The organism is Paenibacillus sp. ACRRX, assembly GCF_022346885.1.
Taxonomy (GTDB): Bacteria; Bacillota; Bacilli; order Paenibacillales; family Paenibacillaceae; genus Paenibacillus_B.
The window spans coordinates 460,424-476,657 of the sequence record NZ_JAKRNK010000002.1 but is presented as its reverse complement, the minus strand read 5'-3'; the positions used below and the strand labels follow the sequence as shown (position 1 = coordinate 476,657).

Annotated in this window: 6 protein-coding genes; all 6 read left to right on the top strand. The window is 46.0% G+C overall.

Going from position 1 to position 16,234, the window contains the following annotated elements; all coding sequences use genetic code 11:
- Positions 1–16: 16 nt before the first annotated feature.
- The 6 genes from MH117_RS07560 to MH117_RS07535 all read left to right on the top strand — a co-directional run bounded on the left by MH117_RS07560 (position 17) and on the right by MH117_RS07535 (position 16,213).
- A complete protein-coding gene (locus MH117_RS07560; RefSeq protein WP_239328071.1) occupies positions 17–3,160 on the top strand; it encodes a cyclic peptide export ABC transporter in 3,144 nt (1,047 codons plus the stop codon).
- Positions 3,161–3,184: 24 nt separating this feature from the next.
- A complete protein-coding gene (locus MH117_RS07555) occupies positions 3,185–7,009 on the top strand; it encodes a non-ribosomal peptide synthetase (protein WP_239328070.1) in 3,825 nt (1,274 codons plus the stop codon).
- A gap of 35 nt (positions 7,010–7,044) precedes the next feature.
- Positions 7,045–11,175 carry a type I polyketide synthase gene (locus MH117_RS07550; protein WP_239328069.1) on the top strand — a complete coding sequence of 1,377 codons (4,131 nt, stop codon included), beginning with the start codon at positions 7,045–7,047 and terminating at the stop codon, positions 11,173–11,175.
- Entirely contained in the window at positions 11,172–14,690 is a 3,519-nt protein-coding gene (locus MH117_RS07545) for a beta-ketoacyl synthase N-terminal-like domain-containing protein (protein WP_239328068.1), read from the top strand. Before MH117_RS07550 ends, MH117_RS07545 begins: the two co-directional genes overlap by 4 nt.
- 42 nt (positions 14,691–14,732) lie before the next feature.
- Entirely contained in the window at positions 14,733–15,002 is a 270-nt protein-coding gene (locus MH117_RS07540) for an acyl carrier protein (RefSeq protein WP_239328067.1), read from the top strand.
- A 68-nt stretch (positions 15,003–15,070) separates the two neighbouring features.
- Positions 15,071–16,213 (top strand): radical SAM/SPASM domain-containing protein, encoded by a 1,143-nt coding sequence (locus MH117_RS07535; protein WP_239328066.1) that lies wholly within the window; start codon positions 15,071–15,073, stop codon positions 16,211–16,213.
- The last annotated feature ends 21 nt before the right edge of the window (positions 16,214–16,234 follow it).

The following is a 16,234-nucleotide window of genomic DNA, read 5'->3' as shown; positions in this document are numbered from 1 at the left end:
TAAATGAGGGTCCGATATGATTCGACTAAAGCATTTTCCGATATTGGCTATTATCTGCTGTTTGCTGCTAATTCCAATGGGATCAGTGTCGGCGGCTGATCTGTTCGCGGGCAAGGAAAAAGAGATTGAAGCCTACATTGAGCAGCAGATGTCCAAAGGGGACATACCAGGGGTATCCATTGTCATTCTCCAGAATAATAAGCCGGTGTTTACAAAGGGGTTTGGTTATGCTGACCAATCGTCGTCTACTCCGGTAACGTCTGATACAGTCTTCGAATTAGGCTCGACAAGTAAAGCATTTACGGGAATTGCTGTGCTTCGCCTTGTGGAAGAAGGCAAATTACATTTGGAGGATACCGTAAATCGATATATTCCTACATTTAAGGTTACGTATGAAGGAAAACCTGTAGATATTACACTGTATCAGCTTCTTCACCACACAAGCGGAATTCCGTTTGACACGATCGGTGACATACCGATAGCAGACGGAGATGATGCGCTTCTACAGACGGTGAAGACACTCGAAGGTCTTGAGTTGGACGATAAGCCTGGGGAAACGTATTCTTACGCTACGATTAACTATGATGTGCTCGGTTATATCATCCAACTCGTAACAGGTAAGACCTATGAGCAATATGTGACTGAGCAAGTACTCAATCCGCTTGGATTACAGCATACTTATTTATTTCGGGGCGACGTTCCTGCTGAAGAGATGGCTAAAGGATATAAGTTCAATCTGCTCAGAACCATTGAATACGATGCACCTGTATATAGAGGGAACACGCCAGCCGGTTATGTCATGTCCAGTGCCAATGATATCGGCAGATGGTTGAGCATCCAGCTTGGTCAGAAAGAGGGTATCGCACCTACATTTCCACAGCAAATTATCGATAAGTCGCATGCACCTGATCGGACGGTGATGCCAGGTGGAGATGGATCGTCCTACGCTGCTGGTTGGACGGTTCACCAACGGGGCAGCGGTGAAATTACACACGGGGGAGAGAACCCCAACTTTTCATCCGCCTTTTTGTTTAGACCGCAGGATGGGATCGGCGTAGGTGTACTCGCTAATCTGAACTCGACGTATACACAGACTATTGGACACGGGATTATGCAAATGCTGTTAGGCAAAGAGCTTCCCGATCCTGCTACAGATCAATATAAAAGCATGGACAATACCGCATCTGCTATCTTATTTATCTCTATTCCCGCGATGCTTATGATCATTTGGTTCTCGGGTACTGCTGTATGGGAAGCAGTGAGAGGCAAGCGGCGGTATGCCGGTAGCGGCAGCAAGCTGGCAGCCAATCTGCTTATTTCCCTGCTGTTTATGTCAGGATTCACGTACTGCTTGTACCGGATTCCAGATGTGATTTATGGCGGGTTATCGTGGAGTTTTGTGAAGGTGTGGGCTCCACAGAGCTTTATCACAGCAATTATATTGTTATTTTTTGCAGTGCTGCTGTTTAACTTTTACTTCATTTGGACCACGTTATTTCCTAAGAAGAATGATCGCTCGATGTTTACGCTGACGCTGTTAAGCATAGCGAGTGGATTCGGGAACGCACTTATTATTTTTATCGTCAATGAAACCCTTAATCGGGATGATGGCTTTCAGGGTGGGCTTCTGCTGTACTTTGCGGTGGGGATTGCGATCTACGTAGTTGGTCAGAAGCTGGTTCGGACAAGATTAATTTACATTGCAAATGACATGGTTTATGAGAAAAGGGCAGAGTTGATCGATAAAATTCTGGATACTCCCTACCAGCGGATCGAAGGTTTAGAGGACGGATCGATTCAGGCCTCACTTAACAACGACACAGAAACGATCAGCGAATTTTCCGGTATCGTAATTACCGGGGCGACCAGCTTTGTTACGTTAATATGCTGTTTTGTATATATGGGCATTATCAGCGTGTATGGCCTAATTGTGTCGGTAGCTTTTATTTTTATTGCAGCAGGATTACACTTTGCAATTGGTCGTCAGGCCAACAAGTTGTGGGAACAAACAAGAGATATTCAAAATGTATTTTTTAAGTTTATAAATGACTTGATTACCGGCTTTAAAGAACTGAGTCTGCATAACGGCAAAAAGCAGGACTTTAAGGCGGATATGCAAGCAAGCTGCAACACGTATCGTGAGAAACGGATTCAAGGTGGATTGAAGTTTGCCAACGTCAACGTTATCGGGGAATTATTGTTTACTTTAGTTATTGGAGCTGTGGCCTTTCTATTTCCGCTGTTATTCACTGATCTTAAAGTGAACGCATTAAGAAACTATGTCTTTGTTCTTTTATACATGACAGGACCTGTCCATGGCATATTAGGAACGATTCCGAATATATTCCGAGTTCGGATAAGTTGGAATCGGATCAGTGAGTTATCAAAGCAGTTGGACGAATATCGGGCACAACAGCAACGGATACAAGTTGATCATACGTCACCTAATACGAAGGTGGAGGAGCAGCCGCTTGATGTAGAACTGCGAGCTGTAGAGTATCAGTATGACAATAAGGAAGGTGATACCTTTACGGTAGGGCCGATTCATTTTTCCTTCCGGGCGGGAGAGATTACGTTCATTACTGGAGGTAACGGAAGTGGAAAGTCAACACTTGCCAAGCTGATCACAGGTCTCTATACACCGACAAAGGGTGAGGTGTTTATCAATGGACAGGTCGTTGACAGTCTAACACTTGGTCAGAAATACGCTGCCATTTTTAGCGATTTTCATCTGTTCGAGAAACTATACGGACTGGAAACAGAACATAAAGAAACAGAAATTCAAACTTATTTACGTACACTGCATCTGCAGGACAAAGTCAATATTGAAGACGGTAAGCTGAATACGATTAAGCTCTCAACCGGTCAACGCAAGCGGTTGGCGCTGCTGATCAGTTATTTAGAAGACAGGCCCATCTATTTGTTTGATGAATGGGCGGCAGATCAAGATCCAGAATTCCGTGCCTTTTTCTACCATACGCTGCTGCCAGAGCTTCGGCAGCGGGGCAAATGTATCATAGCGATTACACATGATGATCGATTCTTCGAACTGGCGGATCACATTATTAAGATGGACATGGGCCAGATTGTACGTCAGGAAGCTGGACGCTTGCCTGAGATCGCAGCAACTGCAAGTTCCGAGAAGAAATCATTGTCGTAAGCAATATATGGAGCACAATGGAACATGGAGAGGATGAATGTTGTGGCTGCTACTGGGCAATCCAACAAAATAGACAAGTCAAATGTAGAGGACATCGTATCGTTAACACCTACGCAGGAAGGCATGCTGTTTCATTATGTTAGACAGGAAAATCGCTCGTTTTATGTGCAGCAGCTTGTATTAACACTGACAGGCCAAATTGCTGTCGATCATATGCGTTCGGCGTGGGATGCCGTCATCTCACGAAATGAGATGTTAAGAACACTCTATCGTTGGGATAAACTGGAGAGTCCGATTCAAGTTGTACTAAAGCATAAACCTGCTGTACTGCATGTGTACGATGGAACCACATTGGCAGAAGACGAACTGCTTGCAAGGCGAGCAGAACTGTCATGTACGGAACAGCTTGCAATCACGTTAGAGGAGCAACCGTTTCGTATTGCGCTGCTGTTAATCCAGGCGGATCAATGCGAGATGATCATCAGTTGGCACCATATTTTATATGACGGGTGGAGCAATGGAGTTGTCTTGAAGGAATGGATGGAGGAATATGAACGGTTAGCAACACAATCAATGTCTTCCGGAGAGACTCCGCCCCAAAAAACAAAATTTAAAGAGCTGGTAAAGTGGCTAAAGAATCAGGACGCCGACAAACAGCGTAGATATTGGAATGACTTGCTTAGCGGTGTAGAAGCAGGAAAGTCGCTTCCGCTGGCTAACGAGGCTTTTATTGCGCAAAGAGCAGCCTCATCTGTAAAGCATGTAACTGTCAACCTATCCGGTATAGAGTCGGATGAGGTTTCTGCTTTTGTACGACAGCATGGAATAACTCTCGCATCCCTTTTATACTCGGCGTGGGGAAGTGTGCTGCAAAAGTACTTACAGTCTTCTGACATCGTAATAGGCACTACGGTGTCGGGAAGAGTGCCGGAATTAGATGGTGTGGAAGATATGGTGGGGTTGTTTATTAATACCATTCCGCTGCGTATCACAATGAAGGAAGAAGAGCCAGCATTGGAACTGGTGAACCGTATTCATGAGCAATGTACAAGACGAGAAGAATTTGAGCATACACCGTTGATCGACATTGGAACTTACAGCGGGTTGTCTGGGGCGGAATCATTGTTTAACACGATTGTCGTTCTGGAAAATTATCCATTGGATGAACGAATACGCTCAAATCGTATCTTGAAGATTGACAGCTATCATATGCATGAAATGACACATTACGACGTTACTTTAGGTGTCATGACGATGGACATAATTGAATTTGATCTCTCCTTTGATCCGCAGCGCATTTCAATGGACATGATGGTACGAATGGCTGGTCATCTGAAGACGATGCTTCTTGGCATCATTCGAGACGCTCAGCAGCCGGTATGCCAGTTAGCTATGCTGACCGAGGAAGAGTGGAGCGTCATCACCACTTGTTTTAACAAGCCTGCTGCTGCGCAGGATGCGGTTGAACCCGTACATCGTTTATTTGAGCGACAAGCTGCAGTCTTTGGTGATCAACCGGCAATTGTGCATCGCGGCAATTCTATCAATTATAAGCAGGTGAACGAACAGGCGAATCGACTGGCTAAGCGTCTAATTGAACAAGGACTCTTGTCAGAACAGCCGGTTGCGATTCTGTTGGAACGATCAGCTTGCACGATTATTGCCATGCTTGGAGTTCTAAAGGCTGGCGGTGTCTATATTCCGATAGATGATCAATATAGCGAGGAACGAATTCAATACATGTTACAGGACAGCCACGCTAGGGTGCTAATCACAAGTGAGGAATGGCAGTGCCGTATTTCATTTAATGGTGCAATACTGCAGATGGAACCTGGATTGGAGACGGCGGAGTCTGACTGCGTAGAACAGCGAGACTTTGAGAATTTGCCACAACACGTAGAAGCCCAACAAGCTGCTTATATCATTTATACCTCTGGTTCAACTGGCAAGCCTAAAGGAGTAATCGTTGAACATCGTCAGTTATTGGCTTACACTGCAGCCTTTCAACAAGAGTTTCAGCTGACAAGTGCAGATCGCTTTCTTCAACAGTCCTCTTGTTCTTTTGATCAATTCGTGGAAGAAGTGTATCCCGTGCTCCTAGTAGGAGGAACCGTCATTGTTGCCGACAAGCAGGATGTGCTCGATCTGGAACGGTTGGCACAGCTCACACGCGATCATAACGTAAGTATCGTGTCGTGCTCGCCGCTGTTGTTGAATGAGATCAACAAGCGCCATGGTTTGCCAAACGTGCACACATATATTAGTGGAGGAGATGTGTTAAAGCCCGAGTATATCCGGCAGCTAGTCCAAGTGGGGCGGGTTTACAATACGTACGGACCCACAGAAGCAACCGTGTGTGCGGCTTATCATCGTTGTACAGGCAGCGAGCAGCAGGATGTGCCGATCGGACGACCTATTTTCAATTATAACGTGTATATAATGGACGATTATCTTCAACTGCTGCCAATTGGTGTGGTTGGTGAAATATGTATAGCAGGACATGGTGTTGCAAGAGGTTATATGAATAGGAGTGAGTTAACGGCAGAGAAGTTTGTACTCGATCCTGTACACCGACAAAGTCTAATGTATCGGACAGGTGATCTTGGCAAGTGGTTGCCGGATGGAAGCATCCACTATGTCGGCCGCAGCGATGAACAAGTCAAAATCAGGGGATATCGAGTTGAATTAGGAGAGATTGAACACCATTTGCGCAATCATACGGCAGTTCAGGAAGCTATAGTGTTGGCAGTAGATGATGGCTATGGCAGCAAGATGCTGGCGGCTTATATTCAGCTAATAGATGATTCGGAGACTGAGCGTGCAGGGCTAACATTACGAGAATACGCAGCGGACAAACTGCCTGCGTACATGGTTCCAGCGGTGATGTACCGCATGGATGCCGTACCGTTAACCATTAACGGTAAAGTGGACAAAAAGGCGCTGCAGGCGATTAACCAAAGACTGCATGATCCACTGGAAGATGGCGATCAGACAGATTTGACCAGCACGGAGGCGCTTATTCTTGAGGCTTGGCAGGACGTGTTGAGAAGAGAACATATAGGACGACACGAGCCGTTTTTTGAGGCAGGAGGCAATTCGATCCTGCTTATGCAGCTCCATACTAAGCTGGAGAAGAAGTACAACTGGGGGACGACCGTTACTGATTTATTTACACATACGACTATTGCTAAGCTTGCAAAGTATGTCGATCTGAAGCATGCACAAGCTTCAGAGGTTCCCCAAATTGCCTATCAGCGCCTGCCAGCTGAATACTTTTCGCACCAACCCTTAGCTGGTGGTTCAATGTCTATTAAATGCCAGCTTGAGCATGGAACAGTAACTTCTTTAAGACAAATGGCGCTTGATCATGAAACGGAGTTAGTTGATCTCCTGCTTTCCATGTATGCCTATTTGCTAACACAGATTAACGGCAGCACGGAATCGACGATCCAGTTAATGGATGAAGATGGTCAACAAGTCATTCCACTAGCCATTAACTTGTCAGAATTGCAGGGGTTTGCACAGTTGTTCAGTATTGTGCATACAACACGCTCAGAACCTCAGGTACGCTATTCGATAAACACAGCGCCTCGTATGTTAGTTCATAAGTCTAAAGGAAGTGAAGAAATACTTTCGCTGGCAGCGTATAACACGGAGGTGTCACAGCGAGGCGAATGGTTAAGGACATACGATCTGATGCTTCTATTGGACGAAGAAGAGGTAGGGTCAGGCCTGACTGCAAGCTTTAGATTTAATGATAAGCGACTGAAGAAAGAGAAAATATCGGCATTGCTGCAAGCTTATCAAGATATGCTGCATCAGTTGTCAGAACGTTATGCTCGTACGTAAAAGAACGTGTGCTTGATGAGAAGGAGGTGGGATTGTTGGATTTTAGCTCCATTACATTAAAAAACTCGCTATTTGAGGAGTCAGCAGCAGCTCCCGATCCATTCCAGAGCGACGTAGATGAGGCCTACGATATTGCGATTATCGGAATCGGGTTAAAGCTGCCGCTTGCCGACACTGTGGAACAATATTGGCACAATCTCAGAGAAGGAAAAGATTGTGTCCGTGATCTTCCAGAAGCGCGCCGAAAGGATACGGATCGGTACTTTTATCATATCGGCAAAGATCCCCATACCATTCAATATGGTGCAGCGGCATATGTGGAGGGCATTGATCAGTTTGATTATGGCTACTTTAAGTTGTCACCCAAAGAAGCAGCATTGATGGACCCCAATCAACGTCTGTTTCTACAGACGGCATGGAAAGCCATCGAAGATGCAGGATATGGGGGAGCAATGCTGACGGGCAGCAACACGGGCGTATATCTTGGTTATGGTTCAGATGCTGATTACAAAAACATGATTAGCCTAGTGGAGCCTGAGGCCTATTCCATGTCTATGCCAGGCAATGTTAGGCCGATGATCGCGAGTCGAATTGCGTATTTGCTGGATCTGAAAGGCCCTAACATGACCGTAGATACGACCTGTTCCTCGTCATTGGTTGCCATTCATCTGGCTTGTCAGGCGATTCGCAATGGAGAGTGCGATCTAGCGATTGCAGGCGGAATACAGCTTCATCTCATTCCAGTGCGTGATTTTGAAGTGGGGGTGGAATCATCCACATCAAGAACACGAGCACTGGATGATAGCGCTGATGGAACAGGCACGGGAGAAGGCGCTGTAGCCATATTGTTGAAGCCGCTGCGACAAGCGCAGGAAGACCGCGACGCGATCTACGCGGTCATCAAGTCAAGCGCAGTCAACCAAGATGGTACTTCTGTAGGTATAACCGCACCAAATGCGGAAGCGCAGGAGCAGGTGCTTGCCGAAGCATGGTCTCGTGCCAATATTAATCCCGAAGCAATGGGATATATTGAGATTCACGGAACCGGAACCAAATTAGGTGACCCGATTGAAATGGATGGCATCCGGCGTGCGTTCCAGCGATATACGAACAAGGTGCAATTCTGTGCGATAAGTGGCGTGAAGAGTAATATCGGACATCTGGACAGCTCGGCTGGTATTGCCGGTCTTGTCAAAGCAGCACTGTCTTTAAAGTATAAGGAGCTGTTCCCTACACTTCACTTTATGCGCCCGAATCGTAAGATCAGCTTCGAGGATTCACCCGTTTATGTAAATGACAAGCTGCGCGAGTGGACCAGCAATCCTGCTGAAAAACGGTGCTGCGGCGTTAGTTCATTTGGTATCAGCGGCACGAATTGCCATATTGTTCTGGAAGAAGCGAATCAACCAGTCAAAAATCGTCAATCGACGGATCTGAATTCCGCTCCCCGATTACAGACGGATAAGAAGGATTACATTTTTGTACTGTCTGCCTTAACAAGGGACGCGTTGCAGCAGTCGGTTAAAGATTACATCCATTATTTAGACGTTGGAACTGATATGAATTTAAGTGATCTATGTTATACGCTGCAGACGGGTAGAGGCGAATATCAGCATCGGCTGGCCGTAGTGACGGGAAGTAGTGAGCATCTCAGATCCACTCTGCTTACGATACAGCAAGAAGGACTCCGCCAGGGACAAGTGCATTACTACTATTATGATGCTGGACCTGAATCCGATAGTGACCGCAAAGAACTGTCATTAGCAGGTAATAGAGCATTGCTTAATTATATGGAGTCGGACCAACTAGCGTGTTACCAAGTAGCTGAGAAATATACGCATGGTGCCGAAATTCAATGGAATACGCTGTATCGCAGAGTAAGGCCAAACAGGCTGCATGCACCTAGCTATCCGTTTGAAGGCAAACGTTGCTGGCTGAATTTGGCGGATTATGATCAGCACACAACCGCGACCACAGATGACAATCGCTACTACCATACCGTATGGCAGCCACAGCCCTTATCCGGAGACTACTCGGTTGGGATGAGACGAGCTACAACGCTTGTATTCAAAAATGACGATGGGGCTGCTGCAGCTTTTAATGATAAGCTTCGCCAGTCAGGAACAACTGTTATTGAAGTTGGTTACGCCGGACGTTACAAGCAAGTTGATAGGGATGCATACCTGATAGAAGACAGCGAAGCCGACTATGACAAGCTGCTGCAGCAGCTTAAGGAAAGAAACGTTCGCCACATTGTATTTATGTGCACGATACAAGAAGCGACAGTACCTGCAACACTTACGGATCTCCAGAATCGTTTGGAGAGCGGGGCATATCGACTCCACCGCATCATTAAAGCGATCATTCGTCAAGAGTGGAATGAAGCATTGGAGTTAACGATCATTGCCCGCCGCGGCACCTCGACAATCGGAGGCAAGATGCAGGCATCGTTTGAAGGTCTGCCTGATCCGTTGCTGCCTGAGCATGCGTCCTTATTTGGATTCAGCAAAGCAATAGGATGGGAATATCCATACATCCACATCAGATGTTTGGATATGGATTCGGATTCAGACATGGATTGCTGTATACATGAAATCAGTGCACCCGCAGCAGAGTATGTAACAGCCTACCGACAAGGTATCCGTTATGTAGAGCGTTTGGACAAGCTGGACTTGCCAAATGCAAACAAAGAAATGGATGACAATCAGCCAGTGATCAAACCTCATGGCGTGTACGTGATCTCCGGGGGACTTGGAGGCATCGGACTTCACATAGCCCGATACTTGGCTTGGCAACAGCCTGTTCAGATCATCTTGCTTAACCGATCTCCGTTCCCGGAGCAAACACAATGGAACCATATTCTTCAAGAACAACCCACCCACCACGAGTACGTTTTACATCAGGAACGTTTATCCGATCATAATCACCATTTTACAATTGACAATTCTTACGACGTTTCACATACAGCTGTACATGAAATTTCTAATACAGATCCATCTCATCATGCACCACCTCAAATGAAACAGCATATGACAGGTGGCTACTTAAGTCGTACCATCGCTACTCTACAAGAAATAGAGCGATCAGGCTCAAAGATTGTATGTGTACAAGCTGATATTACGAGCGAAACGCACATAAAGGCAATCATGGACGATATTAGATCACGATACGGTTCCGTTACAGGTGTTATTCATGCAGCAGGAATTGCTGAAGGAGACATAAGCGGACGGTTGACACAGGATCATTTCGAAAAAGTGATGGCAGCGAAGGTGCAGGGCACATGGGTATTGGATCAGGTACTGCGAGATGACAATCTGGAATTTCTTGCTTTGTTCTCCTCTGCCATTACACTTGTCGGTGGTATGGGCTCGGGACCTTACACGGCTGCCAACGCTTATCTTGATGCTGTTGCGGCAAACCGTTCATTGATTCAAGGCAAGCGGACGTTTGTCTTGAATTGGCCAGCATGGGATAACACGGGTCTGTCAGAGAACACAGAAGTTGATGAAGACAAAGAGCTGTTTAAAGTACTGCCAGTAAAAAAAGGGATCGAAGCTTTTGCTGACGCGTTAAGGCATGATGTTACACAAATGTATGTAGGTCCATTAAATGTAAATTCCGTCTTGTTCCAGTTAGGGGACAAGCTGCCGTTCCGCATGACTGAACGTGTTCAAGAACAGTTGGAGAAACGGGTAAGCGGGATTGAAGCGAAACATCACGTCAAGGGACAAGGCATAGGCAGCCCTGCTTTGCAAATTAAAGCAAGTGCAATTGCTCTTAAGGGGAAGGCAGATAGTCATTATACGAACATCGAGCGGAGTATTGCTGAAGCCTGGCGGCACATTCTAGGTTATGAGGAATTGGATATTAACGCTAACTTTTTTGAAATTGGCGGCGACTCAATACTGGTCACAAAAGTACATGCGCTGGTTGAAGCTCAATATCCGGGCATGGTGACGATATCTGATATGTTCTCCTATGCCACCATTGCCAAGCTAGCTGAATATGTTAGCTTTGGCCTGCAAGCTTCGGCGCCAGTCCCAATGGAAGAGGAAGACCGTTTTGAGGCCGAGGTGTCCGCGTGGTTCGATCATATTGAGGCAGGAACGTTGACGATCGCTGAAGCTGTTGAACGTTACCGTTTAATGGAGGTGGCCCGAGTATGAAAGCTGCTCAGATCATATTTGAACATGTGGCTGCCGGCAAGATGGATCGAGCGACAGGACTTCAAGTTCTGAAGGCTCTCAAGTTGCAGGAACACGTGCCCAACGTGAAGGATATTGCGGTGATTGGCGTTGGTGTGGATATGCCTCAAGCGAACACATTAGAGCAGTTCTGGGCTAATATTCGCGATGGCCAACAATTTGTCAGACCCTTGCCGCTTGAGAGGCAGCAGGATACTCGACCGTTTATTACACAATTTACGAGCCTTGATGAACAAGAAATTACTTTCAGCCAAGGCGGATATTTGGATAGAATTGATCAATTTGATTACGGATTTTTTAACTTATCTCCCAAAGAAGCGGCATTAATGGACCCGAATCAGCGCCTGTTTCTGGAAACGGCTTGGAAAACAATCGAGGACGCTGGATATGGCGGGAATCGGTTGAAAGGAAGTCGTACTGGGGTATACCTAGGTTATGCAGATTGGCCCGTATATGGTCAATACATTTCGAAGCGGCAGCCAACACTGGTGGATATGGCTAGTATTGGGAATACGCCCTCTCTAATCGCGAGCCGGATTTCTTATTTGCTAGATTTTAAAGGACCAGCCTTTCTGGTGGATACGGCTTGCTCTTCCTCCTTGGTAGCTGTACACCTGGCTTGTATGGCTCTACGAAACGGGGATTGTGATCAAGCGCTCACTGGAGGGGTGAAGGTATGCCTCATGCCAGTGGACGATGTGTTTGCGATTGGAATCGAATCGTCAAATGCTAGAACAAGCACTTTTGACGACAGCTCAGACGGTACGGTCTGGGGAGAAGGTACAGCAGCATTGCTGCTGAAGCCATTGGAGCGGGCTATCGAGGACGGGGACCGTATTTATGCGGTCATCAAAGGCAGCGCGGTTAATCAGGATGGAGCATCAGCAGGCATTACTGCACCCAACGCGCAGGCGCAGGAACAACTGCTTCTGCAAGCATGGAAAGACGCAGGTATTCCGCCGGAGTCGATCACCTACATCGAAGCTCACGGCACGGGTACCAAGCTTGGTGACCCAATCGAAATTGACGGTATCCAGCGCGCCTTTAGACGACGCACAAGTAAGCAGCAGTTTTGCGCGGTGGGCTCGGTCAAAACGAATGTGGGCCATTTGGACAGCGCTTCTGGCATAGCTGGGCTTCTGAAAGCGATAGCTGCGCTTCAATATAAGCAGCTTCCGCCAACCCTTCATTTTACGAGGCCCAACCGCAAAATTTCATTTGAAAGCTCGCCAGTTTACGTAAATGACCAACTACGTAACTGGGAAGGAGGGGATACCCCACTGAGATGTGGAGTCAGTTCTTTTGGCTTTAGCGGAACGAATTGTCATGTTGTGTTGGAGGAAGCGCCTACTGAGCATGCGCTCTTGACCACTAATCGAGTGGCTGCCCAGCCTAAGCAAGAGCTGGTGGCCTTGTGCTTATCGGCTAAAAGCAAACTAGGAATTAAGCAGCTTATTGATGAGTATGCAGTTTTACTGCCTAACTCATCAGCGGATCTACAATCCATCTGTTATACAGCAAATACGGGTAGAGGACATTACGGATATCGATTAGCTTTGACCGCACACGACAAGAAAGAACTTTGGCAAAAGCTGACTCAACTTCAACAAACAGACCTAACTCCAGTTCTTCAGCTCGAGGGCGTGTACTACGGCGAGCATCGGATTCGAAATGTACAGCGAGGAGAAAGCCAAGTAGGGGCACTGACAAGTGAAGAACTACGAACTAAGAACGAGCGGTGCAGGGAACTGATTCAACAGATGCTGGCTCGTACATCAGCGTATTCAGACGGACTGTATGAGGTATGTCATCTTTATACGCAAGGTGCCGACATCGAGTGGGAACTGCTTTATTTGGATGAAGAACGATATACGGTCAGTGTACCGACCTACCCGTTTCAGCGGTCACGCTGCTGGTTGGAATCAATGACTGATTATACAGAAGAGAACAGAAAGGCAGAAAAAGGGGGTGATAAGTACTCGTCTGATATTGGTGAGCGAGGTCCTGTCTTACCTGATCAAGCGGCAGTTGTGAGTGCAGCTTCGTCTTCGATTGCGTTTGTGAAATTAACGGGCAGGGACAGCAGGCAATACAGCGAGACGGAACAGACAATTGCAAATGTATGGGGAATGCTGCTTGGGATAACTGAAATTGACGTCTACGATTCATTCTTTGAGCTAGGCGGCAACTCCATTCAAGCTATCCGAATGGAGGTAGAGTTGGAGCGGCAACACGTCACGATCAACTCAGATGATCTGTATCGATTTAGCTCAATCACAGAGCTGGCTGCATACGTAGTCGGTTCAAGTCATGAGGCAATATCAAATGATATACAAGAGCCAAGCGCTACAATGTCAGTCGCTCATACAGAAGCTGCTGCGACTATTGCAGAAGTGTCTCAAGCTGAAGCAGCACTCGTTGAGTTGACCGACTCTGAGATGAATAGAACACCGCTACAGGTGATCATTCCGGCGATTGAGCCATTTAACGATGTGTTCTACAAAAATTGTTTCTTTAACTCGGTATTTCCAATCGTGCGGCACTTTGGTCAAGACCCACTGCGCATAATGCTTAACGATCTAATTCTATATGAATATGACCACGAGGCAGAGAGCGGGCAGCATGAGGCAAATCTGGACAAAGGGTACCGCATCCGTTACGACGAGCAATATCCGATGCAGCAGATGTTTAAGCAATTGAATATTAAGGTGGATATACGAGCAGATTCCAGTAACATTGTGGCCGAGCTAATAGAAGCAATTTCACATGGTAGTCCTGTAGTGGTGTGGGTCGATGCTTACCACGAATCGATACGCAAAGATACTTTTGAAAAGGAACATCTGGATCATACGCTGCTTGTATATGGTTATAACGAGGCGGCACAGATGTTCCATGTGATAGAGCATGACCGTCGAGAAAACTTGTCATACAAGAAATGTGTTCTGTCCTTCACAGACCTGGAGCAGGGACACCTTGGCTTCCGTGAACGCTTTTTGCATCGCGGACATGAGGCGACTCACTATATTTTCAGCGCTGAATCTTCCTCCCTGACAATCCATGGAGAAGTCAAACAGCCGCTTCACGCTTATGTCTCACTGCTGAATGGACGCTTGAATTTGTTGGAACAAAGTGTGCAGGCGCTTACCCTTTATATCGAGTCATTCCGTCGCTGGACATCCGATGAGGAGCAGCTCAAACTCCATTTGGACGATACGATTACATTCTGCAACGAAGTGATTAACGCCAAACATGTGGACAGCTATCGCATAAGGCAGTTATACGGAGTTGAGAGTGATACTTTGCAGTCCATCGAACGCATCATTAAAAAATGGGATGAAGTACGTAAAGGCGTCGTTCGTTTTTTGTATCTGCCTGTGTACAAGCCAGAAGTGTTCCAATCCTGCTGCATCAGGTTGCAGGAAGTTGTGGAGGAAGAACGTCGCTTGACCCAACTGCTGCTTACACCTTGCAATTAAATATATAAATCCATCATTCAAACATTTTAGGAGGAATTTACAATGACAACCGAACTTCAAAACGACTTGCGGGCACGTGTAATTGAAATGCTGAAGGACAATGTTGATGACAGTGATGCTTTGGACCAACTAGGCCCAGATGATGAGCTGACGGTGTTAGGAGTCAACTCGGTTACGTTTATTAAGCTGGTCATTGCTGCAGAAATGGAGTTTGGCGTGACTTGGAAAGATGAAGATTTGGATTTTCGTAATTTTATGACAATTAACAGCATTATGAACTACATTTTATCTTCGGATGGCGAGAACGAATAATCCTGCTATGTGCCTGTTGACCCTGCAACACAACCCTATATATAGAAGATGAAGGCGAGGAAACTAATATGTTAACTGAAGCAATAGGTTTAAGAGATGAAGCATTAAATGATTATGTCCGCAATTTAACACCAGAGATTAAACAATTAACTCTTTTCCCGTCTGAGATGTGCAATTATCGTTGCAGCTTCTGCCACATTTGGGGGGAGACAGGTTGGGCGTTAAAGGAGCCGCAGCGTGTCATTCGTGAACAGCTCGACATTAACGTTCTGAAAGGGTTTATCGATCAGGTGACGGCGAACAACAAGAAGTTGGGTGTCATAATTACGGGCGGAGAACCGATGCTGTACAAGCATTTAAATGAGCTGGTTGAACATCTGCGCAGTAAAAAGGCCAACATTTATTTGTTGACAAATGGTTCATTAATGAAAAAGCAGATTCCGTTTATTATGAAAAATATTGTAGCCATGAATATTTCTCTTGACGGACCTGAAGAATTCCACGATTCCATTCGAGGCAAAGGCAGCTTTAATACGGTCTGTGAAAATGTTGAAATGTTGATTCAAGAGAAAAAACGAAACAATAAAATGTTTCCCTTTATTAACATTACGATGGTATTGTCCAAGTACAACTACAAAAGTACCAAAAACTTCATGCAAGCGCTCAGAGATCGCTTCAAGGACGCCAACATTGTCCTGCATGACACGAAGACACCTTGGACAAAGCGCCGCGATATGTCGGTTAACTTCGCTCCACTGCTGTTTACGTCACAGGAACGCGGTTTAATGTACGCAGAACAAATGAAAGAGCATCTGGATTGCAACGTATCTCCTGCTTGGCAGGGCTTTGTTGAGGAAGATATCGGCATCGATACCCAATTATTAAAACGTGATATGGAAGAAATATGGCGCTCTGAGGGAGTCGATTCCTCGCAGTATATCGATATTCATGAATATTTCACCGACATTGATAACGTATTTGGCCATACCAAATGTGTTGCACCATGGCATGAGCTGGTTGTCCGTCGTACTGGGGATGTATACCCTTGTGTAGATTTCCCGGATTATAAATATGGCAACATTTACGAAGATACGTTCCAGGATATGTGGGAAGGGGAACGTGCAGTCAAATTCCGCAATTATATGCGAAATGACAATTTATTGGTTTGTAATCGATGTGTCCGCATGTTTGCAGATAAAGATTCTTTCTAATCCATTTTATTGACCTACTAT